General features: G+C 60.3%; 15 protein-coding genes and 1 tRNA gene. 9 read left to right on the top strand and 7 right to left on the bottom strand.

Features of this window, described 5'->3' with window-relative positions; all coding sequences use genetic code 11:
• Nucleotides 1–37: 37 nt before the first annotated feature.
• Together HALDL1_03910 and HALDL1_03905 are read right to left on the bottom strand one after the other, a co-directional pair.
• Nucleotides 38–6,076 carry a hypothetical protein gene (locus HALDL1_03910; GenBank protein AHG05132.1) on the bottom strand — a complete coding sequence of 2,013 codons (6,039 nt, stop codon included), beginning with the start codon at nt 6,074–6,076 and terminating at the stop codon, nt 38–40.
• A 530-nt stretch (nt 6,077–6,606) separates the two neighbouring features.
• Entirely contained in the window at nt 6,607–6,945 is a 339-nt protein-coding gene (locus HALDL1_03905; GenBank protein ID AHG02855.1) for a hypothetical protein, read from the bottom strand.
• Between the two features lie 237 nt (nt 6,946–7,182).
• On the opposite strand from HALDL1_03905, the gene HALDL1_03900 reads away from it, so the two are divergent.
• Nucleotides 7,183–7,455, top strand: a complete 273-nt coding sequence (locus HALDL1_03900) for a hypothetical protein (protein AHG02854.1) — start codon at nt 7,183–7,185, stop codon at nt 7,453–7,455.
• 265 nt (nt 7,456–7,720) lie between these two features.
• Here the strand turns inward: HALDL1_03900 and HALDL1_03895 are convergent, their stop codons facing one another.
• The 3 genes from HALDL1_03895 to HALDL1_03885 form a co-directional block, all read right to left on the bottom strand.
• A complete protein-coding gene (locus HALDL1_03895) occupies nt 7,721–7,924 on the bottom strand; it encodes a hypothetical protein (protein ID AHG05131.1) in 204 nt (67 codons plus the stop codon).
• Nucleotides 7,925–7,950: 26 nt separating this feature from the next.
• On the bottom strand, nt 7,951–8,220 hold the full coding sequence (locus HALDL1_03890) for a hypothetical protein (GenBank protein ID AHG02853.1): 270 nt from the start codon (nt 8,218–8,220) through the stop codon (nt 7,951–7,953).
• Between the two features lie 230 nt (nt 8,221–8,450).
• Nucleotides 8,451–8,879: a flagellin gene (locus tag HALDL1_03885; GenBank protein AHG02852.1), complete on the bottom strand. Its 429-nt coding sequence runs from the start codon at nt 8,877–8,879 to the stop codon at nt 8,451–8,453.
• Between the two features lie 397 nt (nt 8,880–9,276).
• Here HALDL1_03885 and HALDL1_03880 point away from each other — a divergent pair.
• Nucleotides 9,277–9,350 (top strand) — tRNA-Phe (locus HALDL1_03880).
• A gap of 250 nt (nt 9,351–9,600) precedes the next feature.
• Nucleotides 9,601–9,996, top strand: coding sequence for a CopY family transcriptional regulator (locus tag HALDL1_03875; protein AHG02851.1), 396 nt, complete (start codon nt 9,601–9,603; stop codon nt 9,994–9,996).
• Between the two features lie 440 nt (nt 9,997–10,436).
• Here HALDL1_03875 and HALDL1_03870 read toward each other — a convergent pair whose 3' ends face one another.
• On the bottom strand, nt 10,437–10,625 hold the full coding sequence (locus HALDL1_03870; protein AHG02850.1) for a hypothetical protein: 189 nt from the start codon (nt 10,623–10,625) through the stop codon (nt 10,437–10,439).
• 576 nt (nt 10,626–11,201) lie between these two features.
• The gene (locus tag HALDL1_03865; GenBank protein ID AHG02849.1) at nt 11,202–11,933 is read right to left on the bottom strand and encodes a hypothetical protein; all 732 of its coding nucleotides are present in this window, start codon (nt 11,931–11,933) and stop codon (nt 11,202–11,204) included.
• A 372-nt stretch (nt 11,934–12,305) separates the two neighbouring features.
• Here HALDL1_03865 and HALDL1_03860 point away from each other — a divergent pair, with 372 nt between their 5' ends.
• The 6 genes from HALDL1_03860 (at nt 12,306) to HALDL1_03835 (ending at nt 22,980) form a co-directional block, all read left to right on the top strand.
• Complete coding sequence (locus HALDL1_03860) at nt 12,306–13,232, top strand: ADP-ribosylglycohydrolase (protein ID AHG02848.1); 927 nt, start codon at nt 12,306–12,308, stop codon at nt 13,230–13,232.
• Nucleotides 13,233–13,726: 494 nt separating this feature from the next.
• Nucleotides 13,727–14,398, top strand: coding sequence for a LuxR family transcriptional regulator (locus HALDL1_03855; GenBank protein AHG02847.1), 672 nt, complete (start codon nt 13,727–13,729; stop codon nt 14,396–14,398).
• 508 nt (nt 14,399–14,906) lie between these two features.
• Nucleotides 14,907–17,135, top strand: coding sequence for a hypothetical protein (locus tag HALDL1_03850; GenBank protein ID AHG02846.1), 2,229 nt, complete (start codon nt 14,907–14,909; stop codon nt 17,133–17,135).
• Between the two features lie 656 nt (nt 17,136–17,791).
• Nucleotides 17,792–18,724 carry a metallophosphoesterase gene (locus tag HALDL1_03845; protein ID AHG02845.1) on the top strand — a complete coding sequence of 311 codons (933 nt, stop codon included), beginning with the start codon at nt 17,792–17,794 and terminating at the stop codon, nt 18,722–18,724.
• A 27-nt stretch (nt 18,725–18,751) separates the two neighbouring features.
• A complete protein-coding gene (locus tag HALDL1_03840) occupies nt 18,752–21,532 on the top strand; it encodes a chromosome segregation protein SMC (protein ID AHG02844.1) in 2,781 nt (926 codons plus the stop codon).
• Between the two features lie 131 nt (nt 21,533–21,663).
• Nucleotides 21,664–22,980 (top strand): nuclease, encoded by a 1,317-nt coding sequence (locus tag HALDL1_03835; protein AHG02843.1) that lies wholly within the window; start codon nt 21,664–21,666, stop codon nt 22,978–22,980.
• Nucleotides 22,981–23,049 lie beyond the last annotated feature (69 nt).

Below are 23,049 nucleotides of genomic sequence, written 5' to 3'. Positions count from 1 at the left end.
CCCAGTAGTGACGGGCCCCGACCGCGCTACCGGGACGTCACGTCCACCGGGTCGCGACCAGCGCGGCGAGGACGGCCGCCAGGAGCCCCCCGAGGACTCCCGGTCCGGGCACGTCGCCGTCGGAGGACTCGCCGGTCGCGGTCGTCGCGTCCCCTGTCGGAGACACGGCCGTCGGCGTCGGCGAACTGGTGGTGTTCGTCCCCCCGGGCGTTCCGTCCCCTGGCGTCGTGGTTCCCGACGACGCTCGTTCGGAGACAGCGAGGGTGCCGGCGGCGGTGTTCCCGACCGCGAGGCGGTAGTCGCCGGGCGCGTCGAAGACCACGTCGAGGGTCGTGGTCGCAGTGTCGGCGGCGGCCACCGAAACGAGTTTCGACGCCACGGTCGACCCGTTCGCGACGACGGTGAGCGTCACGTTCGCCCGGTAGGCGGCGGTGTTCTCCACGGTCGCCGACACCGCGACCGGCTCCCCGACCTCGCTCGCCGACGCGGTGACGCTCGCCCCGGAGACGCGCACCACGTCGGCGTCCCTGACGCCCACCGCGAAGACGGAGAATCCGGGCGTCTCGGCCTCGAGGGTGTAGGCGTCGTCGTCCTGGCCGACGACCCGCGTGTCGAGTGCTTGCCACGCGCCGTCGTGGTAGCGGTAGACCGTGGTGTCACTCGGGTATAGGTCGGTGTCTTCGAAGCGCTCCGCGGCGACCTGTACGGTCACCGTCGCCCGCTCGACGTCGGCGTCCGCGAAGGAGTGGGCGACGTCGAGAAAGCCGACCGCACGGCCATCGAACGAGGGCGACCCGGACGCCGCGTCCGTCGACGTCGACACCGCCATCGAGTAGTCCATCGACTCGCTGGTCGTGACGTTCAGCCCGGTGACGCCCACCGGCCCACTGGTGGCGTTGTCGAGGGCGACCGACAGCGACTCCCCGGCGTCGGCGTCCTCGACGGCGATGGCGGCCTCGCTGGTTCCCGTCGCCGTCACCGAAACCGACGGCCCGGTCGGCGTCGGCGGGCCGCCCGTGTTCGACGAGCCGCCCGCGGTCTGACCGCCAACCGGACCGCCGGACCCACCGCCCGCGTCCCCGGTCGACGTGTCGACGGTCACCGCGTCCGACTCACTGTTCGCGCCGTTCTCCCCCGACCCGTCCGTCGCCTCGAACAGGGTCGCGGTGTAGTCGCCGTCGGGGTCCACGGCCACCGTCGCCGTGTACGTCCCGTCGGACTCGTTGAACGCGCCCGTCGTGAGCGTCGCCGTGTCCGGCCCGGTGACCGCGACGCCGACGTCAGCCAGGACCGCGGAGCTGTCGAAGGAGACGCGGAGTTCCCGCCCGGTCGGGTTCGCGAGCGAGAAGTTCGTGACCGTCGGCCCGGTGACCGGTTCCGCCGTCGTGCCGACGGTGGCGCTGTTCGTCTGCCCGCTCGCGCCGTCGTCGCCGTCCGCGTCCGCGGCGGTCTGCAGCACCGCCGTGTACGTGCCGTTCGAGGCGCCGACGTACGTCGCGGTGTACGTGTCGCCGTTCTCGGTGAAGTTCGCCTCCGTCAGCGTCGCCGTCTCCGCCCCGGAGATGTCGACCGTGACGTTCGCCAGCGGCTCGTCGCTGCCGAACGAGACGGTGACGTTCTGGGCCTCGGGGTTCGACGCGGTGAACCCGGAGATGATGGGGGCAGCCGTCTGGATGGTCGTGGACGCGGACGCGCCGCCGCCGTCGTTGCCGAACGCGTCGACGGCCCCATCGAGCGTCGCCGTGTACGTGCCGTCGGCGTTCCCGGCGTACGTCACGACGTACGACCCGTCGACAACGGTCGGGTTGTCCGTGGTGATGGTGGCGGACTCGGCGCCAGTGATGGCGACGGAGACGGTGTCGATGGGCTCGTCGGCGTCGAAGTGCACGCGTACCTGCTGGCCGGTCGGATTCGTCACCGTGTAGTTCGACACCGTAGGCGGCGTCGTGTCGACGGTAACGCTGTCTTCCTGGCTGTCGGCGGCGTCGTTGCCGTGGTCGTCGGCCGCGGCGACGAGCGTCGCGGTGTAGTCGCCGTCCTCGCCGCCCGCCGTCGCGTAGTACGTGTACGGCCCGGAACCAGTCTCGGTGAACGACGAGAACGTCGTCGTCCCGGAGGGCGTGACCAGGGACACCTCGGCCGTCGCGAGGCGCTCGTCGCTCTCGAAGCTCACGTTCACCGTCTGCCCCGAGGGGTTGGTCGCCGTGAACGCAGACACCGTCGGCGTCACCGTGTCCACCGCGACGCTGCCGGACTCGGTGGTCGCCCCGTCGTTCCCCGCGGCGTCGACAGCGGCGTCGAGGGTCGTGTCGTAGGTTCCCTCCGCGCCGCCGTCGAACGTCGCCGTGTAGGTGTAGGGCCCCGACCCGGACACCGCGAAGTCGCTCAGGTCGAGCGTGCGCGTCGTCGCGTTCGAGACGGCGACCGAGAGGGCGTCGAGTTCCTCCGCCGAGTCGAAGGAGACCGTGACGTTCTGGCCGTCCGGGTTCGTCACCGCGTAGTTCGAGATTCCGGGCGCCGTCGAGTCGACCGTGAACGCCGCGTCGCTGGCGTCGGTCCCGGTGTTCGAGCTGGTGTCGTCCGCGGACACGCGCACGAGGACGTCGCTGGAGTCCACTGTCGGCACCGTCCAGTCGTAGCTCCCGTCGTCGGTCAGTCCCGCGGCCACCTCGGTCCACGTGCTCCCGCCGTCCGTCGAGTAGTCGATGACGACGCTGTCAGTCGCGACGGAGACGTTGTCGGTCGCCGTCCAGGCGACGGTGACCGTCTCGCTGCCGCGGAACAGTTCGCCGCCGTTCGGCGCGTCGAGGGTCACGTCGGGCGCGGCCTCGTCGACCAGCGCGGACGCCGTCTCGAACGCCGCGCTGTCCGTCCGGCCGTCGCTGGCGGTCTGTAGCTCGAAGTCGTACGTGCCGTCCGTACTCCCCTCGTACACCGCTTCGTAGACGAAGCCGTCGCCGTCCGCCGTCGCCGAGAAGTCGGCGGCATCGAGCGTCGCCGTCTCGGCCCCGGAGACCGCCACCTGGACCGCGTCGAGTTCGTCCGTCGACTCGAAAGAGACGGTGGCGTTCCGGCCCTCGGTGTCCGCCGCCGAGAAGCCCGAGATGGTCGGCGGCACGTCGACCTCGAAGGCGAACTCGGTGCTGTCGGTGTTCGCCACGGCGTCCGCGGCCAAGACGTTCACCGTCACGGTGCCGTTCGGGAGCGAGATGTCCGCTCCGGTCGGGTCCACGGTCAGTGTCGTCCCGTCGAAGGAGACGCCGTCCGTGCCCGTCCCGGCGTTCGAGAGGAACGCGCTCCCGGTGTCGTCCTCCAGGGTCACCGCGATGCTCGACGCGTCGACGCCCGCCGTCGCGTCGCTCACGTCGACCGTGATTACGGACTGGTTGTCGGTCACCGTCTCGCCCGCGGGCGAAGCGTTCGAGAACTGCGGCGCCACGGTGTCCACGGTGAACGAGAACGTCGTCGCGTTCGCGTTGTCCACGGTGTCGTTCGCCTCGACGGTGACGTCCACGCCGCCCTCGGCCAGCGAGACGCCCGCGGTGCTCGTGTCCACGGTGAGCGTCCCGTCGGAGTAGGAGATTCCCGTGGTGTCGGTCGTCGCGGCGTTCAGTTCGAGGGCGTCACCCGTGTCGCTGTCGGCGACCGTGACGCGGATCGACGACACGTTCACGCCCTCGGTGGCGTCGGAGACGTCGACCGAGAGTGTCGGCTGGTCCGTCGTCTCCGTCGTCCCGGCAGGCGAGAGCGCGGAGAACACGGGTGCGGTCGTGTCGACGGTCGCGGTGTCAGTCTGGTCTGTCGCGCCGTCGTTGCCCGCGGCGTCCTCGGCAGTGGTCAGCGTGGCCGTGTAGTCGCCGTCCGCGGCGTTGAACGTCGCGGTGTAGGTGCCGCTCGACTCGGTGAAGTCCGCATCGGTGAGCGTCTTCGGTTCGGGACCCGTGACGTCGACGGCGACGTCCGTCAGCGTCTCGTCGCTGTCGAAGGAGAGTTCGACCGTCCCGTCACCAGTGTGGGTCGCCGCAACGTTCGAAATCGTCGGCGTGATGGTGTCCACCTGAACCGACCCGGAGTTGTCGGGGTCGGGCGTCTGAAGGTTCCCCACGAGGTCGCGAACGCCACTCACCGCTACTGTCGCGGTATCTTCCTCCTCGTCGTCCGCGATGGTGACCGTCCCCGTCCAGGTCCGGGCGTCGGTGAAACTCCCGGTGGCGTCGTACGACTGGGCCAGTCCCGTGAGTTCGACGGTCGGGGCGACGGTCTGGTCGACGTCCTCGTCGAAGGTCACCGTCACCGCCTGCGTGGACCCGGCGTCAGAGTCGTTCACCGTGCCGTCGCCGACACTCACCGACGCGACGCCCGGGCGATTGGTGTCCTTGATCACGTCCACCGGTTCGACGAACCCCTCGGTGTTCGCGTACCCGCCATCGAGCGCACGAGCGGACACGGTGACCGTCCCCTCGCCGAGCGTGGATACGTCGATTCCCGTAACGGTGACGAGGTCGCTGCCGCCCGTCGACGTGCTCGCCGTGACGGTGTCGGTGCCGTCGGAGACACGCACCTCGACTTCGTCGGCCTGCGAGTCGGCGACGAGGTCGACGGTGACGTTGTAGTTCGTGCCGTTGCTCGCGGTGACCGCACCCGCGAGCGTGTCCTCGGGTTTCGCCGGGCCGGTCGTGTCCACCTGGAACGTACTGGAGTCGTCCGGGTCCGGTGTCTGGCGGTTCCCCACCGTGTCCTCGACGCCAGAGACCTCGATGCGGGCGGTCGCGTCCTCGTTGTCGTCGAGGATGGTGACGGTGCCCGTCCAGGTCTGGTTGTCGTCGGCGAATCCACCGCCGGAAACGGTGTACGTCCGGTTCAAGCCCGTGATGGTCACCGTCGGTGCGACGCTGTCGTCCACCGGTTCGTCGAAGTCGACCGTGACTGTTTGCTGGGAGCCCGCGTCGTAGGTGCCGATGGGCGAGTTCGTGATCGTCGCATCCGTGATTCTCGGCCGGTCGGCGTCCTTCGTTATCGACGCCAGGCCCGTGCCAGCCGCATCGTTGCCGCCGTCGTCGGTCAGCGTCGCGTCCACGGTGACCGTGCCGTTGTCCAGCGAACTCACGTCCAGTCCCGTGAAGGAGACCTCGTGGGGGTCGCCGTCGCCGTCGTCCTCGCTAGTGACGTACTGGCTCGCGGTGACGGTGTCGCCGTTCGAGAGGTCCACCGCAAGTGTCCCGGCCTCGTGGTCGTCGGGCAGCGTCACCGTCAGGTCGTAGTTCTCGTCGTTGCTCGCGTTGATGGGGTGGCCGGACGCGTCCACCGGCGCGATCGGTGTGTTCGTGTCCGTGAACGGAACGGCGGTCGTCGGCGCCGTGTTCCCGAACCCGTCGGTGATATCGCCGGACGCCGCGGCGACAGTGTCGTTCCCGAGGTCAGTCCGGGAGATGGATGCGTCCAGCGTCAGCGTCGCAGTGGTCGAACCGGCCGTATGACTGACCGAGGACACCGCCGTCGCGCCGCCCGACTCTGCGTTCCCGTACGTGAAGTTCGCCGCCGAGAGCGCACTACCGTCCGCGGCTTCCACCGTCTGGTTGAACGTCACGGTCACGGTGTCGCTCCCGACTTCCGCCTCGACACTGTCGATTCCTGGCGGGACGGTGTCGACCGTGACCGAGTCGGTCAGCTCGCCGGCCGACTGGTTGACCGCCGCGTCGTTGCCGACGATGTCGGTCGCTCGCGTGACCTCCGCGGTGTAGTCGCCGTCGGAGCTCCCGGCGTGCGTCAGTTCGTAGGTGTACGTTCCGCTGTCGTTCGTCTCGGTGAAGTCGCCGAGCCCGAACGTCGCGGACCCCGAGCCATCGACCGAGAGGTCGACGGTCGTCTCGTTCAGCTGTTCGTTCGTCGTGAACGAGACCGTCACGTCCTGTCCGGAAGGGTTCGTGACGTTGACCTCGGAGACGTAGGGTGCGCTGCCGTCGACGGAGATAGTGTCAGAGGCGCCAATCGAGAGATCAGTTCCATCGTCTAAAGATCCGACGTTCTGCTTGTCGAGTGCGTAAACTTCGTAGGTATCGTCTGGTCGATCTTCCAAGTTCTCCGTTTGGCTACCCGGGAATTCGCCACTGGTTCCACCCGTAGCAGTTTCAGTGATGTATGGTTCTCCACTGTCGAAATCGCCGTTTCCGTTCTCGTCGAGAACTACGTAGGTCGCGTTAGGAGAATTGACGTAGTACTCGAACGAACTGCCACCGGCGATAGTGGAACTAGTCGTCACGTCGAAATACGTGACGTCTGCACCACTGATCCCAACTGCCCCGGCACTGAGGAACACGCACAGTACCAAGATAGCGAGCGCGACTGACTGAGCTTTTTCCCGGTGAGTCCGTGTCATGCGTTGCGTCCGGCCCCCAGTTATCAGAATTGATACGGGAATCCGGTTCACAGCGGGTTTCCGGGGCGCTCTCAAAGGCGTTTGGGTCCGATTCCGAGTGTTGAGAACTGGGGCGGGTTTGGTGTCGCTTTGTCATCACTTCTTGCGTGGTTCGGACCCGCTTGCCGGGCTAACGAGTCCGCGAGAAGTTGGTCGAACGGGGTTCGAGCGCCTGGCCGGTGACTGCGGCGCTACGGCCGCAGGTAGGCCCACCCCTCGTCTTGCAGTCGGGTCACTTCGACGGCGCCCTCCGGGACCATCTCGACGCCATCGATGAGGTCCGACTCCGCCAGGTCGAACGCCTCGAGCGTGTTACTACACCCCATGAACGGTACGCCGTCGTCCATCAGCGAGCGGACGGTCTCTCCGTGCTCCCCGTCGGACGTCACGGCGTGGATGCCGCCAGCCTGCGCGACCACGGCGACGTCGTCGATTCGGTCGCTCTCGTCCTCCAGGAGGTTGCGGGCGATGTTGAGTGCGGTTCGATGCTCGGTTTCGTCGCCGGAGACGAGGTGGATGACTGACTGCATCAACTGTGTTGTCGGACTCCGACCCCTAACGCTGACTGCTTGCAGCGGCAAGTGACGGCCGCGATGGGCGCCGACACAGGGGACGAGCGGGATTCGGGTAGCGATAGCGTCCCCGACCGGTCCGTCATACTCGCGTCAGACGCTCACCGACACCCCGTGTCGCGATTGCCCCGAAACCCCGTCTTACCGCCGTCTGACACCCCTTTATCATCCTTCACCCCGTGTGTTGTGTATACGATGTCCCGTAGCGAATTACCCCGCGATACGATAGTTCGGTCGTACACGCCCGCGGACGACGAGGCCGCGACCACTGCCGTGCTGGAGGCGGTCAGTCTCAACTCCGGGGTGCCAGTGCTGGAGCTCCCGCCCCTCTCGGAGGCCGTCGACCCGGACGGCCTGAACGCCCTCTGTCGGGGCAAGCGGGGTAAGGCGAACGTCCAGTTCGAGTACGCCGGGCAGACCGTCGTGGTGCGCGAGGACCGCACGGTCGAGGTCTGTCCGAGTTCCTGAGAAGCGGGACGAGCAGTTCGGTTCTGTCTGCGGAGACCAGAGTAGCGTTTCGGGAGGACCGACGACAACGGCCCTGATCGGATTCGTGAAGCACACGAACGATGTCAGCCGCTCGCCGACGAGTGACGGCGTTCCGGCGTCGACATCCTCACCTACGGCTCCGCGTCAACCGCGTAGAACCGCGAGACGCGAGACTCGATTCGTCTACTGAGTGACCTAACTAGGCCGCATTAACGGCGACTCGTCGAACAGAACTCGTCCGGCGTTACGCCTCGTATCCTCGCGTCACCAGGTCCACGAAGTGGTCCTGCATGGCGTCCTCGTACTCGCTCTCGTGGTCCTCGATGAGGTCGTACGCGTCGTCCAGATCGCCGTCGACGACCGTCTCGAACGAGCAGGCCGTGCAGTCGAGTTCGTAGGTTCTCCCGGTGGCGTTCGATGCGTCTTCGGTGTCCTGGGTGTTGTTCATTCCGTGAGGGCTCGCTGGAACGAGAGTCACTCGGGGAGGGCCGTGGCCTGCACTGTTCCGTCGCTCGCCACGCGAACCTCACACCCCGCGAAGACGAACTCAACTTCGAGGAGCGCACCGTCGGCGCCTGGTTCGTGCGAGCGGAGCAGCGTGTTCAGGGCGTCAGAGTCGACGACGTTGTACAGGGGGTCTAGCTCCATCGGGTCGACACCAGTCTCGTCGGCGACTGCAGTGACGACTGCCTGGCTCGTAACTTCGTCGTCGATAATTCCGACTTCACTCGTTGCGGTTTGCATCACCAGTTCGTACAGGCCCTTCCGCCATCTCTTCGGTGGCTACCTAGATAGGACAGCGTCAGACAATGAGGCTATCAGTATAGGCCCGTCGCCATGGGCGGGGGTTAGAGCCTCCGAATCTTCACAGTGGGCCTCTGCTCTCCATCGGGTGGTTCGTCCGATAGGTTGGGCGTTGGGGTTTCTAGAAGAGTTCCCTGGTACGACAGAAATCGGGAGAACGTGCGGGATTTCTACGCCGAAGCGTTCTCGAGGGTGACTTCCTTTTGAGCCACTACAGTCTGAGTTCCGCTCTCACCGTACGCTGTAACGACGACGTTCACTGTCTTGGTGGGGTTACTTGTTTGGTAGACGTTGACCGTCCCGCCAACTGAACTGATATTCCCCGCAGTGGGTTCTAGTTCAGCTCCCTTTGCTGAGACGCTCAGATTGACCGCGTTCCCTTCGCTGATCCAGGTCACGGTAGCGTTCCCCTGACTGTTCTCACTGATGTCCGCACCGGCGTTCACGTTCTGGCTCACCTGGTCCGGGAATCCGAGCACGAACGTCGCGATGACGGCGGCCAGGATGACTGTGATAGCGACCATCAGGATGACCCCGATGACCGGCGAAACTCCACGTTCGTCGTCGTCCGGCATGTCGAACAAGCTGATTTTCTTCATGGTTTTGGTCGTGCACTGGTGCGGAACGGTCGGTGTGCCCCCCTCGGCTCGTCACGGAGCCACCCCCTCCGGGAACCATCCCACGGCGTGCTTACACCCGCTTATACTTAAACTTCCCTGCCAAGTAGTGTCAAACTAACAAGTTCGGCGTCAGCCAACCGTCATACTGCGCCGGGATGCTTGGAGCCTGACGCGAGAATTAAGCCGCCATTAAGCCCGCACTACAGGATTTTTCCGCGCTATGGGCGTTTTCATCGAAGTCCGCATGTTAGAGGGGTCGAGACGCCCTCGGACCGGGGCGTCGATGGACCTTCGGGGACGAGTTCCGCGAGGGCGGCGTCCTGCTGCGGGGGATTCGAAACCCTTTTTCCCCCGACTGCCGTCCCATCGACTGCGAGCCGCCTTAGCTCAGACTGGGAGAGCACTCGACTGAAGATCGAGCTGTCCCCCGTTCAAATCGGGGAGGCGGCATTATACTCACAGTTCAAATGCCTGCGAGCCCTTAGCTCCGCGCAACAGGGTCACTACCTGACCGGCTCTAGCAACCTGTGCGCGGGACAGATTCTGATCTCCAAGATTTTCTCAGGCTATTGGAGTTGCTCTGTCTTCGTCATTGCGGGCTGTAAGACTGCGCATGCCATGCCGGGAATACCGTCCGTGAGGGATCCCGGGGAGGATACCGAAACCCCGTTACTACACGACGTATAATTGATGATATCCCATGCCCTCGGACACAAAAGCCACTGATATCGACCTCACCCCGGGGACTGCGAAATCCGATATCGTTGTGTTCCTCTACAACAACCCGGGCAGTGGGTTCAGCGCCGGCGATATTCACGATCGGCTCGACATCGCTTCTGGAACGGTCAAAACGTCTCTTACTCGCCTCAACAACGACGGGCTAATTAGGAAAACCGAGGACGGCGCTTACCATGCGCTTGGCCACCGCGACGACCTTCGCCGGTACGTCGGGAGCCTCAACCAGCTAGAAAGAATGTTCGCCGTCAAGAACTACGACGAACACACCAACATAGACGGCCCCCAACTGGAAGACATCGACGAAGACGAGCTTGATGCTGAGATCACAGCGTTAGAAGCCGAGCGCAACCAGGAATAACTCCCTACCGGGCAGTGGGAGTCTCATCGGAGTGAATCCGCCCTGTGAAGGCCACGCGAATCGAATAAGAGTTTGCTGTCAGGGTTCTATTCAATACTTCAACAGCATTGGGCGATTCGTGAGGTCAGAAGATGGGTGTGTCAACTGTTCTATGACACCCCGAGTCGAAGAAGGAAGAATACGGCGGTTAGATGCAGAAAAGATGCCCTGATCTCGACGCTACAAACTCGTTCGAGAGAGCCCTGATAGATAGATCAGATGGGTTCGGACGTATTCGCTACAGCGGATGGCGCGGCCGAGTACATCGAACAGGTGCAAGTCGCGTTGATTTGACTATATTTGCGCCCGTCTCATCTGTGTTCGCTCGGGTCACTGATTCGTGTGTATCGTTGTGTCGAGACTCTCGCCGACAAATCTCGGTAACCACTTAGACCCGGAAGTCAGGATTTATCGATCCACTCTGAGAGCGTCGCAGCGACGGTAGTGTATGCAGCGTGTTTCCCTGCTCTGAACTCATCGATCTGCGATGGATTTTCCGATACTACCGGGTACGATTCCACAACGCGTTTGATTTGCTTGAGTGTCTGAGCGTCGAGTTCCGAGGGGTCGATGGGTTCGTCGTCAGTCATGCCTTGAGCTTCGTGTCAGTCGTATTTGAGTGGGTTGGCCGTTCAGGGCAAACGTGTACTCAGGAGTGTATCGGTATGTCAGTGGGAATCTCAGGGAAGGACGGTGATGCCCGATCTCAGTACCCGCAGTCGTCGAGAATTTCGACTACTTCCCGAGCGCCGGTCACTTTTCGCCGCGCAGAACGGAGCTCACGATCCACCTCTGATGTAGACATACCGGTCTCATCAGCGGTTCGCTGTCGCCCAACATCCGCGATCGCACGGAATGCGAGCGCCTGAGCCTCTTTGGAATCAAGCATCCCCGTGTTACTGAGTGAGCTTGAGATCACGTAGACACGATCCACTCCAGAATCTACGCCATCGATGTCAGCCGGCCATCCCATGGTCTCGAACTCTGTCTCGGTGAGTACCGTGTCAACGTCGTCTGTGTCTGTGCCTGTGCTTGGTTCGCTGCTGTCTGCTCGTGTCATTGTTTGTCTTAGAGCCGGGATCTCCGCCGACCTGATGGCTCGCCCGGGAGTCGAACCCGAGCCCCTGCGCCGGGGAGCGCCTGTCGAGCGGAAGCGCGGTCGCACCTTATCGGACGGTCACAGATACGAGGGGAGACGGTGGAACGACACTATATTTACTGAGAAGGTCGCGGACAGCGGCCATGACCTCACTCTCGTGTTCGAACTCCGGGTGACTCACGACTCCCTCTTTGGAGCGGAGCGCCAGATAGAACGGATCGAACTCTGATGCCGGGATTCCATTCAAATCCTCCACACACTCGGGTGCAGACATCTCAGCGACTTCCTCAGCGTCCGCGACTGCTTCGCGCGGATGCTCGCGGAGGTATTCGAGGGCGTGACAGACTCCGTCGGGAAACTCATCGGAGTACTTGTTGACGTGGGTGAGCGCGTCGCTGAGGGCGTCTTGGTCAACCTCCGCGCGAGCAGTCCACGTTGTACACCCAACTTTTTCCACGAGATGGAACGCATCGGTGATGCGATCGTTCTGATGGGAGAGTGCCACGAGAACGGAATCGCCGGTCTCAGGAATCTCGTAGATGCCTTTGTCGGATCCGTGCTCGTCTTTCAGCTTGTAGCGTAGCGTCCAGTTGTCCGGGATACTCCAGAGATGCTTACCGGGCTCAACTGTGGTTCGCGTTGCGGGGACGCGACGCGTCCACTTATCGCCCGGGTCGCGGCTGCGAGATTCGATGACGTGCTCGTTTGTTTCGTCGTCTCGCGTGACGGTGAGCGTTCCGTCGGCGCGGTAATGTCGAACTGTACTGTCGTCGTGTTGTGGGGAGTGTTCGCGGGTCATCGTTGTCACGTGTCGTGGACTGGTGGTGCTGCTGACACGCGACGTCCGATGACGCGCTGGCTCCGCGTCGGAAAGGGGCTATGATACCGGGGATTGTGGTATCGGGTTGTTTTGCCAGAGGGGTCTATGCATCGTCAGCTTGCAGATGCGAGGGGGTTCTCGGGCGTCGCTTGACTGTGAGAATGAATCTCGCTGGTATAAACCCTCGTCCTACACAGTCCCCAGTGATCCGTGACACCCGGAAGGCAGGAATTATCGATCCATGCCGAGAGCGTCGCGGTGACAGGAGTATACTCGGCTAAAAAAGGATTCATCTGGTAGTCCAGGCTCATACGGTTACAAGAGTCCGTCACTCGTAGTCGTTGAAACACTATGGTTACACCGGACGCTGCCACAGGCGTTGTCTTGGGGCTCGCTTGCGGCGATGCCTTGGGTCGCCCCGTGGAGTTTCGCTCTGGCGAGTCGATTGCTGACCAGCATGGAACCGTGACGGAGATGCTCGGCCATGGCACGCACGGCCAACCCGCGGGAACGGTAACTGACGACACTGACCTCGCGCTGTGTATCGCACGGAGCCTCGTCGAGCAAGGAGGCTTCAACGGGACTGATATCGCCGACCGATTCCACGAATGGTACGAGAGCGATCCGTTCGACATCGGGCTGATGACCGCCGATGCCATCCGCGAGTACGCGAATGGAACGTCCTGGCGGGACGCCGGGCGCGAGGTCTGGCAACACCGCGCCGAAGGATCGAACGCCGGCAACGGCAGCGTGATGCGGTGTGCCCCGCACGCGATTGCCTTCGCCGACGACCCCGACACGCTCGCGCAGGTAAGCCGACAGTCCTCGGCGATCACGCACCACGATCCGCGATGCACCTACGGGTGCGCCGTGCTGAATTGCACAATCGCCGGGTACCTCCAGGGCGACGACGACCCGCTTACAGGCGCACTCGACCGCCTCGAACGTGACGCACCGGACGAACTCGTCGAGACGCTCCGACTCGTGCCGGACCACGTCGATGAGAGCCAGTTACCGAACAGCGGCTACGTCGTCCACACGCTACAGACGGCGTTGTACGACGCGCTGACAGCCGACAGTGCGGAGGATGCCATCGTGACCGCAGTCAACCGCGGCGGCGACACAGACACTATCGGAGCCGTCACGGGCGCGCTCGCCAGCGCACGCTTCGGGAGCGACTCGCTTCCAGAACGGTGGCTCACCACCATTGACTATCGGGAGGATCTCGAACTCCTCGCGCAAGCACTGGCAACGACGGATATCGACGAAAGGATGTGATCGGTTCTAGACTGTGTCAAGAACCTAGTTCCACAGGCCGAGTGAATCGGCTCCGTGTACAGAAGAGTGAGTCGCTGCTTGTTGCTAACCCGGGAAGGTGACGGGGGGTGTCCGGAATTATCTGGCTTTTCAGACGCTAACACCAGAATTTCAGGAGGGTGAAGCTAATCATTCACACACCCTCTGTGAGCAGAGCCATCCAGTTTCACAGAAGACCCGCACGGCATGCTCGCAGCGACAGTTCAACCACAATATCCGAGTCACTGACAGGCTCCGCGCCCCGCCCAACAGCCCCTCCCAAAACAAGGTGAAGTAGCGCGAAAAACGCGTATTGTATATTCACAATGATATCTACGGAATTCGGAAATAGCGGACGATTCAAAATCAGCAAAGTCCGGATAGAAGGCCCAAATTATAAGAAATAGGCAGATAAGAAACTCTCTCGCCCAACCATTTAACCCGGAGTGGAGCACATTATATCATAGAAGTTGAACATGACTCGACGCCAAACCGGGTGGCGACACCACGCTACCTACCTGACTAATCACACCCCGCTCTCTGAACGGCAAGCAGAAATACTCGCCCTCAAGAAAACCGGTCACACGACAGAGGAAATCACGGAGATCCTCACTCTCTACCCGGAGACTATCGAGGACCACTGGGACGACGTACTTGAACAGTGGAACCAAGCCCAAGAACTCTGTACAATCATGGGCCCGCATCCCTGGGGCGATGGCGAGACACGTCAGAGCGAGGATGTCGACGATACACCCTGGAACCTGCTGTCATCAGCTGTAATGAACTATTCCGACGAGGAACGCACTCAAATCGAACTTGAACTGTACTACGGTAAGTCATTCCCAATGAGCGATATGTATCTCCTCGTCGAACGAGAAATCGCGGACACCGCTGACCATGCTACCAAGACCACGGAACATCGGAGTGCTCATGATGCGAATGCATTGCGCGGTCACATCTACAGCGACGTAGAATCAATCGACGAATACTATCTGCGGTGGGAGTTGCTCGGAAAAGCTGGCATTGACCCGGGTGCTGACTTCACCCCCTCCGCCGAAAGCCTGCTTGGTCGCCCCATCTCCCAAACTGAAGCAGACGCTGCCCGGGAAAGTGCACAGGACCGTGTCGACATGCACACCGTCGAGTAACTACCACAGCCTCTCCCCACCGGTAGCTAAGATAGTACAGTGCCGTGGCCAACGACTTCACTCGATACTCTGTCTCCTAGTCGATGGATCCGCAGCGAGTTTTCGCCTGGGTGCTTTCGCAGTCCGACGATTCCGTATCGACTTGTACTGAGACACGGGGGGTGTCCGCAATTATCAGATGTATTAGCCCCCACTACCAGCATATTTTGAGGGTAAAGATAATTGATCACATACAACACGATCAGTTCAGGTCCTGCACCCCTGTCGAATCACCCTCACCGAAATCAGCCCCTTCAGATCGCGTCGGCTTACGCTGCCGTCCATCGGAAGCTTCGCGCCATTCCTCAATCACTGGCCGGCTTCCAGCCCGATGAGGCGTGCGTCGGCGTCGAAGTTACGATGACGAATGCTCCACTATCACTCCACGGCACGGTTTTATTCGTTTCAGACTGCTGCCGTGTGTATGGACGAACTGACGGCGAATATCTCGTTTGACAGGTTTGCGGATATGCCGGAATTCTACGGATCCGGTGCGGCGGAATACCGCCTGGCGATGGTGAAAGAGCGGAGTGACTTTCTTGATCTGTTCGCAGGCGCTCGTCACGTGGATGCCGTGACGTACGCGGAGACGCCCGACCTGATGGTGAAGATGCTGACCGAGTACGACATTGGCTCACTCGACGTGCTCATCGGGAACGCCGAAGACTACGCCGACCAGGTGAACGAAGTCTCGACGGCGAGGTCGCTCGTCCGACTGCGACAAGACGATCGACTCACGATTCGATTGAAGAACCGGAAGACCGTCCACTCGAAGATTTACCGGATCGTGATGCCGGACGACACGGTGAAGCTCGTCCAAGGGTCAGCGAACCTCTCACGGAACTCTTGGGAGTACCACACGAACCAGATCTCCGTCATTACGACCGATGTCGGGACCGAACTGGACGAGGAGTTCGAGCGGTTCATCGACGAGTACCGCGACGGGTACAGCGACCAGACGCTCCTCGAAGGGCTTGTCGAGGCACTGGAGGATGCCGATTCACCGGAAGAACGGGAGAACCGCATCGAGTACTGGGTTGGTGCCGGCGATCTCGACGTGAGCGATACTGCTGCTCTGAATCAGGACGCCGTTGAGGACCTGAAAGACGTCGCCGATCAGGTCACTGCCGTTGTCGACGACCCGGAGGGGGCCGACGAGACGGTTGCGTTCGTCGAAGAACCTGAGAACGCCGATCGCAACGTCATTGAGCCGGATGAGCCCGCGGACGAGGAAAACTCCACCGACGCTGCGAACGACGACGAGTCACCGGACGTCGGGCTCGTCGAGTCGGATCACGAAACGGGGCTGACGGACGGGCTAGATCGTCCGCGGGTCCGTGCACCCGACGAGAAGATACGGATGGGAACCAGCAAGGTGGACAAAGACACCGCCGACGAGTTTGGGGCCGGGCTCCGTGACCGCGGCGCGACCGTCGAGGATCACAGCATCACCGCGCCGCTGAGCGCGTACAACAACCAGGTCAAGGAATCAACAGCCATCCCAACGATGTCCGTCCTTCCGGAAGCCGAGCAGGTCGTGATCGGTGAGGACGACGAGATGATTCTCGTCGCCACCAACGAGCCGACCCCTGAAGTTCTGGATCACTGCCTCGAAACTATCGAAGACTACATCGAGACCGTCCAGAACCACGGCCACACGCAATCCGAGATCGCAGTGATGGCGCAGATGTACGAGGCATTCCTCTACGGGTTCTGGGCACCGTTCGCCAACCAGTACGCCGAGGCATTATCATCACCGTCACGGACGCTAGACAACGTCCTGCAGCACCTCTACATCGAAGGGAAGAGCGACGCGGGGAAAGACAAGCTCACCGAGTACATCCTGCGACTCGTCTCCGACAACACGGTCATCTCCGGTGTGGACGCAGACGACGTCGGCGTCAAAGAGGTCCGCGGCGTCCGCGAATGGGACACGTGCTTCCCGTACGCCATCATCGACGCCGAAAAAGAGAAGATCCAGCGGTGGAGCCCGATCCGAAACTACTGGGGCGACTGGACACCCACCAGCGTCGATCAGCCGTGCCTCATCTTCACGACCAACGACGCGCTCCCGAAATCCGAGTTCCGGAACCGAATGAAAATCCTGAGCATGGACGTCTCCTTCCCCTCCAACCCGGAAGACCCGGGCTTCCGCGAAGCACAAAAAGACCTCTCAGAGGTTCTGGAACGACAAAACCCGATCTTCAGTTACGTAGCCCGCCGAATGCTCACCGAACAACCATGGACCGACGGGAACGGGACTATCGAAGACGTCCGCCGTATTGTCCGCGAGTTCTACGACGAAGCCGATCGAAAGCAACCCGAGTACTTCCCCGCTGACGAACCAGCCGAGAAGACGTACGACACAGGACGGTTGAAGTGGCAGCGGGATATCCAAGGCGGCCGTGTCACGTTCGAATCTGAGCCGAATGCAATCACCGCCGACTTCGACCGCGACGAGTACGAGGTCTACGACTACGAGAAGCGCCTCCCCAAACGATTCATGTCCGAAAAATCATCCACAAGCGTCTACATCGGTGCACCCGAGGAATTCGCCGAGTGGATCGGATACTCCGTCAACGAGCTCCTGAACGGAGCGGCCGAAACCGGCACGGATACCGTGCAGTCAGCAAGCACAGAAAACGTATCGGATACGGACAACTCCGGCGGATTCTTTTCTCGACTGTTCGGGGACTAATCTCCTCGATTCCCCGTCCAACTTTTGCAGAGTATTACACGAGACCCAGCGGTTGCTCGGTCAATTGGTAGCGATACGCTAGTCGGACAATTTCGTTAAATCGTACGTGTTGCCGCGGAAAATAAACGAATACCGTCTGTTCAAGATCCACGACTGATGCTTCGCTTGATCCAGCCCAGATGACCTACGCGAAGTCGTTGATAACATCTTGTAATATTCGGATAGTCTATATGCACCGTCTGCCTTGGTATGAACTGTCTTAGTCGGGGCTTGCCTTCCAAACCATAGGGATAGCAGACTTACTCCTGTTTGTCATATTTTCCGTGGTTTTATACGCTAACCTATAGTGAATTTCCTAATAGGTAGTTATACTTGTGACACAAATACTCCACGTAAGTGATACTCATCTCGACAAGCGTCAGTACGGACAGGACCTCCGCCGTGCCGACTTCGCAGACGCTTTCGACGCCTCGGTCGACATCGCTATTGACGAGGGCGTGGATGCAGTCATTCATACTGGCGACCTGTTTGACGATCCAACGCCGAGCGTTCCCGCAGTCAATCGTTGCCTCGATACCATCGGTCGGCTGGAAGACGCTGGTATTCCTTTCCTCGCTATCGTGGGAAATCATGAGCGGAAGCGAGAGGAACAGTGGATGGATATCATCAAGCGGTTCGGTAATGCGAAACGGCTCTCGAAATCGCCGACTGTAGTGACAGACGCCAACGGGGACGATCCTGTATCAGTGTACGGAATTGATGCTATACGCTCACCTGAGTGGGACGGATACGACTTCACGCTCGGCGAATCTGAGTCCAACGACCATGTCACTATTCTCTGTATGCACGAGTTGGTTCAGCCGCTTGTCCCCGAACACCGCGGCGACCCGTACGACCTTTCCGAGGATATCCTTGATCGACTGAACTTCCTGCCGACCGCTCTTGCCCTTGGCGACTACCACTCGACGTGTAATGACACTGTCGACGGTGTCAAAGTGTTCTACCCTGGGGCGACCGAACGATGCAAGGTGTCTGAGCGAGGCACACCCAGCGTCTACCTGTTGAATATCCAGGATGGGGAACTCAGCCGTAAAACACGAGCTATCTCCACAGCCGGGCGCGAGAACGTGCCCCGTCCGTTCCTCACAGTAAACATCGATTTCGATGAGACGCACAGCCTTGACCACGCAGCGACCCGCATTGACGAGGATGCCGGCGGAATGAACGACGACATTTCAGACATGGTCGTCGTCGCCCGCCTGACAGGCGCGAACGTGGGCGTTACTGCGAAGGACGTGTACGATTTGATGGCTGAACGCGAAGTGGCGGTTCCCTATGTTGATGACAAACGCCAACCCGATGTGGACTTTGACTTCGATTTTGACGATGAGCAGACGGAGTCTCAGAACCCCGACAAGATGTTAGATGATGCGGTCGGAGGGCTTGAGATATCCACCATCACGACCGAAGCAGATGACCTCGTACGAGACGACACCGTTGATGACGATGACATCCGTCCAGAGATGAACACACACATCCGCACTGAGCAGAAAGAACAGTTCGGTGAGGCGACCCTCGAAGAACGATAATCGATAGTAGATATCACAGACACGACAATGAAATTCAAGACCCTCATTTTAGAGAATATCCGCAGCTACGAGAACGGTCATATCGACTTCGAGGACGGCGAAAATCTCCTCTTCGGGCTGAACGGCGCGGGGAAGTCCACCATCCTGCAAGGGGTGTTCGGTGGGCTGTTCCAGACGAAAATGAAGTACCAGGTCGGCAATGACTTTGATTTACCAGACCTTGTTCGCACGCAGGCTGACGAAGGGCGTATCGAACTTGTCTTCGAGGCAGGCGGAGCCGAGTACACCGTTGAGTGGGTCATCCAGAAAAGCTACGACGACGACGACGAGGTTAACGGGGCCAAGACCAAGCAAGGCTACCCGAAACTCTCCTCGGACGCCCTCTCCGAAGACGTGTCCAGCCTTGGCGACGTGCAGACCGAAATTCAGCGCGTTGTCGGGATGGACGCAGAGTCGTTCGTCAACAGCGTCTACGTCCAGCAAGGCGACATCACGCGCCTCATCCATGCCAGCACTGAAGACCGTCGGAAGATTCTTGACGGCCTCCTTGGTCTGAACCGTCTCGATGAGTACGTCGACCGCATGGAAGACGCTCGCCGTGAGTACAAGAAGGCAAAGCGTGATTCGAACAGTCGCCTTGACGAAACCAAGAAGCGACTTCAAGATCTGCCTGCGGAGGATGAGATCCAATCCCAAATAAACAAGACTGACAAGAAGATCTCGGACATCAAAGGCGACATCGACGATCTCGAATCGAAAATTGATGGTCTTGAGGACGAGCGTGAGACGAAGACGGAGACCCTTGACCGCATCGACGACCTCCAAGTGGAACTCGATGAGACCCGTGACAAGTACGAGGACGCCGAAAGCGACCACGAGACGTACAAGGAAGAACTCCAAGAGGAAAAGGAAGCACAGCGCAAAGCTGAAGATGCGCGTGACGAGGCACAGGAGGATCTTGAAGCCTTAGCCGAGCGGGATGAACTCGCTGACTACGACGTACTGGATGCTGACACCGCCGAGCAGGCGCACCTAACGGCGCAAAAAGAAGCCGAAATGGCTCGCTCAGAACGTCAATCAATCGAGGAAGGGCGACTCAACTCCCTTCAGTCGGACCTTGACCGAGTCGAATCCGACATCGAAGAAACAGTAGACGAAATCGAGTCAAAAGAGAGTGAACTCGACGACGTCCGTGCTGAGGTTGAGTCCGCTGAGTCGCGCAAGTCCGATGCCGAGAAGCGTGTCGAGAGATTCGAAAATGCCCTCGAAAATGACCGAACGACGGTCGCTGATCTTGCGGTGGAACTCGATATCCCCCAAGATGCGTCGGTAGACGACATTGATGAGTCACACATCCCCGAGACAAGGCAAACTATTTCGTCCGAACGAGAGCAAATCGTCGAAAAAAAGAGCCACCTCGGAACTCTACAAGAGCAGGTCGACAATCTCGAATCCGAGGGTGAATGCCCGGTTTGTGGTGCGACAGACGACGCTCATGACATCGACTCGGAGGCGGTTGCTGCAGAGCACAAGGCCAACCTCGAAGCTGCAGAGGAGCGTCTCGCGGAACTCGACGAAGCACAAGAGACGCTTGATGATCTTCGTGAAGCAGTCCGCGACGCGAAATCTACCCGGAACGACCTCGAAGATGCCCGCGGAGAGGTTGAACAGGCCGACTCCGATATTGAAGATGCTGAAGCGCGCGTTGATGAGGTGGAGTCGACGCTGGAGGGACTCCGTGGTGAACTCGAAGAGTACCGTTCAAAGAAGGAGCGACTCAACGACGAAATCGACGACGCGAACGAGGATCTCGAAGACGCTGAAGTCCGAGTCAACAGAGTGGAGACCGTCGAAGAACTGCTCTCAGAAGCAGTCGAACTACACGGACGTATCTCCGAACTGGAATCCGATATCGACCGCCATAAGGAGAACCGCGAGCGCATCGGCGAGCTTCGACGGACGGCGTACGACCGAATGTCCGACCTGAAAGAAGACGTGGAGGAGCTTGAGGCGGAACTTGGTGATCTTGACGCCGAGTCCATCAGAGACGATATCAACGAGATTGACGATTACCTTGACGAATTCCGCGAGACCTTGGATGGAAAAGAGTCCGAAGAGGAGGAGCTTGTCAATAAACTCGCTTCTCTTAACTCGAAGAAGGAGCAGATACAGGAAGAGACCAAGCGCAAGAAAATGCTCGCCAGTCAGCGCGAGTGGGCTAATGAACGCATTGACGAGGCGACAGAGGTCATCAAGAAGTATAAGGAGGTTCGTGGCAAGCTCCGACAGCAGAATATCTACAAGCTGAACGAGTACACTAACGAGGTGTTTTCGGACCTCTACAGGGATCAGTCCTATCGCGGCGTCCACATCGACAAAAAGTACAACATCTACCTCATCGCACAGGACGGTGAGAAACTTAAGCCGCAACTGTCTAGTGGTGGAGAGTCCGGCATACTGAACCTCGCACTTCGGGCGGGCGTCTACAAAATTATCACCGAACGCGACGGCGTCGCCGGTGCGGCGCTCCCGCCATTCATCCTCGACGAGCCGACGACATTCCTTGACTCGGGGCACGTCGGCGAGTTACAGACGATGATACAGACCATCGGCGAGTGGAATGTCCCACAAATTCTGCTCGTCAGCCACGACGAAACCCTCATCGAGAACAGCGATCACGCAATCCTCGTCGAAAAGGATCCTCAGACCGAGACCAGCCGCGTCCGTTCCGGCCATGCGGCGGTCGAGGAAGCAACGAATGACACCGAGACTGAAGCCACCGTGGGCGACACGGCCACCGACGACTGAGCGCCACTCCACTCAGACCGCGTCGCCCTGAGCGGTGAACCCTTATTTGACCCTATCTCTAACTATACAACAGATACGATGGCTGATATCCTTATCAAGCACTTCTATGCGGGTGGTCATGCTTGACCGACATGGACACTTACGGAGCGTTAAATCAGATGTTTCAGGAGTTGGGCCGTGCAGTTGGCGACTTCGACGCCCAACAGACCGTGACAGCTGCAGACGCTATCGCTCACTTCCAGCAGCCGGGTGGGAATGTGAACCTACTCGACGATGACGAATTCCAGATCACCCACAAGCCGATTAGCGAAGTAAAGTCGTGGGACGATCCGTGGCCGACCACGTACGGACTGGATGGTTCCACCACACGGGCACTACAGTTTAACAACGGTCTTCTCGCCGCAGGGAGCGCCGCGAAACTCGGTGTCTCGGGTAAGACAGGCAACGCCGACCTCGCTAACCGAACTACGGCGACACTTGTCGCCCACCACAACGACGACGAGTTTGAGTTACCTGGTGTCGGAGAGACGGGTATTGAACTCCCTAGTGGTACCGACGCCGAAATGCTCCGATTCCCTGCCAGCGACCTCATTAGCCGTCTTGACGACTATCTTGTTGGCGTCTCTCGGACGTATGCCGAGGGAAAACATGCTCGCAAGTACGCTGCCGAACTTGACGGCCCTTTGTTCATTGACGGACCCCTCTACCCGAACCCAGCGTTCAGTTGGATGCTGTTTGAGCAGGCGGGGGAGGGGCCGACGTATATGACCGACAACTGGCCCGAGATAGTAGGAGACATCATGCAGAACTACGTCTCCACAATCGAGATGATGTACGACCGAAACTACCCGCCCATCGGCATCATCAAGACTGGTCGTTCCAGTGCTGCCCTAGATTCACTCCAGACGAAGATTGAAGACAACGACGTGAATATCGAGACACCACTTCCGTGGGGGAGCGACCATCTACTATTCGAGGACGCCTTGTACAACTCTGACGACCGCTACGGTGATAAGGGCCCCATCATCAGCTACACGCCGTGGCTCCTCCAACAGAAGGAGGGAGCGCACGGTGAGTCCGTTGTACCGTTCGAATTCTACGACGGCGTTTCACTGAAGTGGGGCGATGCCAACGAGTATATCCGAGCGTTCTTCTACGTCCGCTGCCCCCAATCCGACTACGTGATGCGTGTGGAGACTCCACACGCCTTCGCCCGGAATGCACGACTTCGAGAGCGTATCACCCGGAAGGCCCTCGTTGAAATCGCCCAACAACAGAAGGAACCTCGTGCAATCACATTCGCCGACCAACGTGCCCGCATCTCTAGAGACGACCGCTTTAACCTTCGAGATGTTATTGAGCAGTTCGCCCAGAACAATCACGGGAATGTTCGCGCTGTTCAAGACTATAATGAAGGGCGCGAGTATGACCGATTTGAAGAGTTTTAGAATAGTGACATGGCTCAGTTGGCAAGACGCGAACCTTCATGTGATATAGTCTCTAATCCGCTTAACAAC

Origin of the sequence: Halobacterium sp. DL1, assembly GCA_000230955.3 — an archaeon.
Lineage (GTDB): Archaea > Halobacteriota > Halobacteria > Halobacteriales > Halobacteriaceae > Halobacterium.
Note: the sequence above shows the minus strand (reverse complement) of the source record. Positions and strands in the feature narration are given on the sequence as shown.

Coding starts and splice junctions, on each gene's coding strand:
- HALDL1_03905 (AHG02855.1), bottom strand. CDS start 6,945: ATGCAGTCAGTCATCCACCTCGTCTCCGGCGACGAAACCGAGCATCGA.
- HALDL1_03900 (AHG02854.1), top strand. CDS start 7,183: ATGTCCCGTAGCGAATTACCCCGCGATACGATAGTTCGGTCGTACACG.
- HALDL1_03895 (AHG05131.1), bottom strand. CDS start 7,924: ATGAACAACACCCAGGACACCGAAGACGCATCGAACGCCACCGGGAGA.
- HALDL1_03890 (AHG02853.1), bottom strand. CDS start 8,220: ATGCAAACCGCAACGAGTGAAGTCGGAATTATCGACGACGAAGTTACG.
- HALDL1_03885 (AHG02852.1), bottom strand. CDS start 8,879: ATGAAGAAAATCAGCTTGTTCGACATGCCGGACGACGACGAACGTGGA.
- HALDL1_03875 (AHG02851.1), top strand. CDS start 9,601: ATGCCCTCGGACACAAAAGCCACTGATATCGACCTCACCCCGGGGACT.
- HALDL1_03870 (AHG02850.1), bottom strand. CDS start 10,625: ATGACTGACGACGAACCCATCGACCCCTCGGAACTCGACGCTCAGACA.
- HALDL1_03865 (AHG02849.1), bottom strand. CDS start 11,933: ATGACCCGCGAACACTCCCCACAACACGACGACAGTACAGTTCGACAT.
- HALDL1_03860 (AHG02848.1), top strand. CDS start 12,306: ATGGTTACACCGGACGCTGCCACAGGCGTTGTCTTGGGGCTCGCTTGC.
- HALDL1_03855 (AHG02847.1), top strand. CDS start 13,727: ATGACTCGACGCCAAACCGGGTGGCGACACCACGCTACCTACCTGACT.
- HALDL1_03850 (AHG02846.1), top strand. CDS start 14,907: ATGCCGGAATTCTACGGATCCGGTGCGGCGGAATACCGCCTGGCGATG.
- HALDL1_03845 (AHG02845.1), top strand. CDS start 17,792: ATGGATATCATCAAGCGGTTCGGTAATGCGAAACGGCTCTCGAAATCG.
- HALDL1_03840 (AHG02844.1), top strand. CDS start 18,752: ATGAAATTCAAGACCCTCATTTTAGAGAATATCCGCAGCTACGAGAAC.
- HALDL1_03835 (AHG02843.1), top strand. CDS start 21,664: ATGGACACTTACGGAGCGTTAAATCAGATGTTTCAGGAGTTGGGCCGT.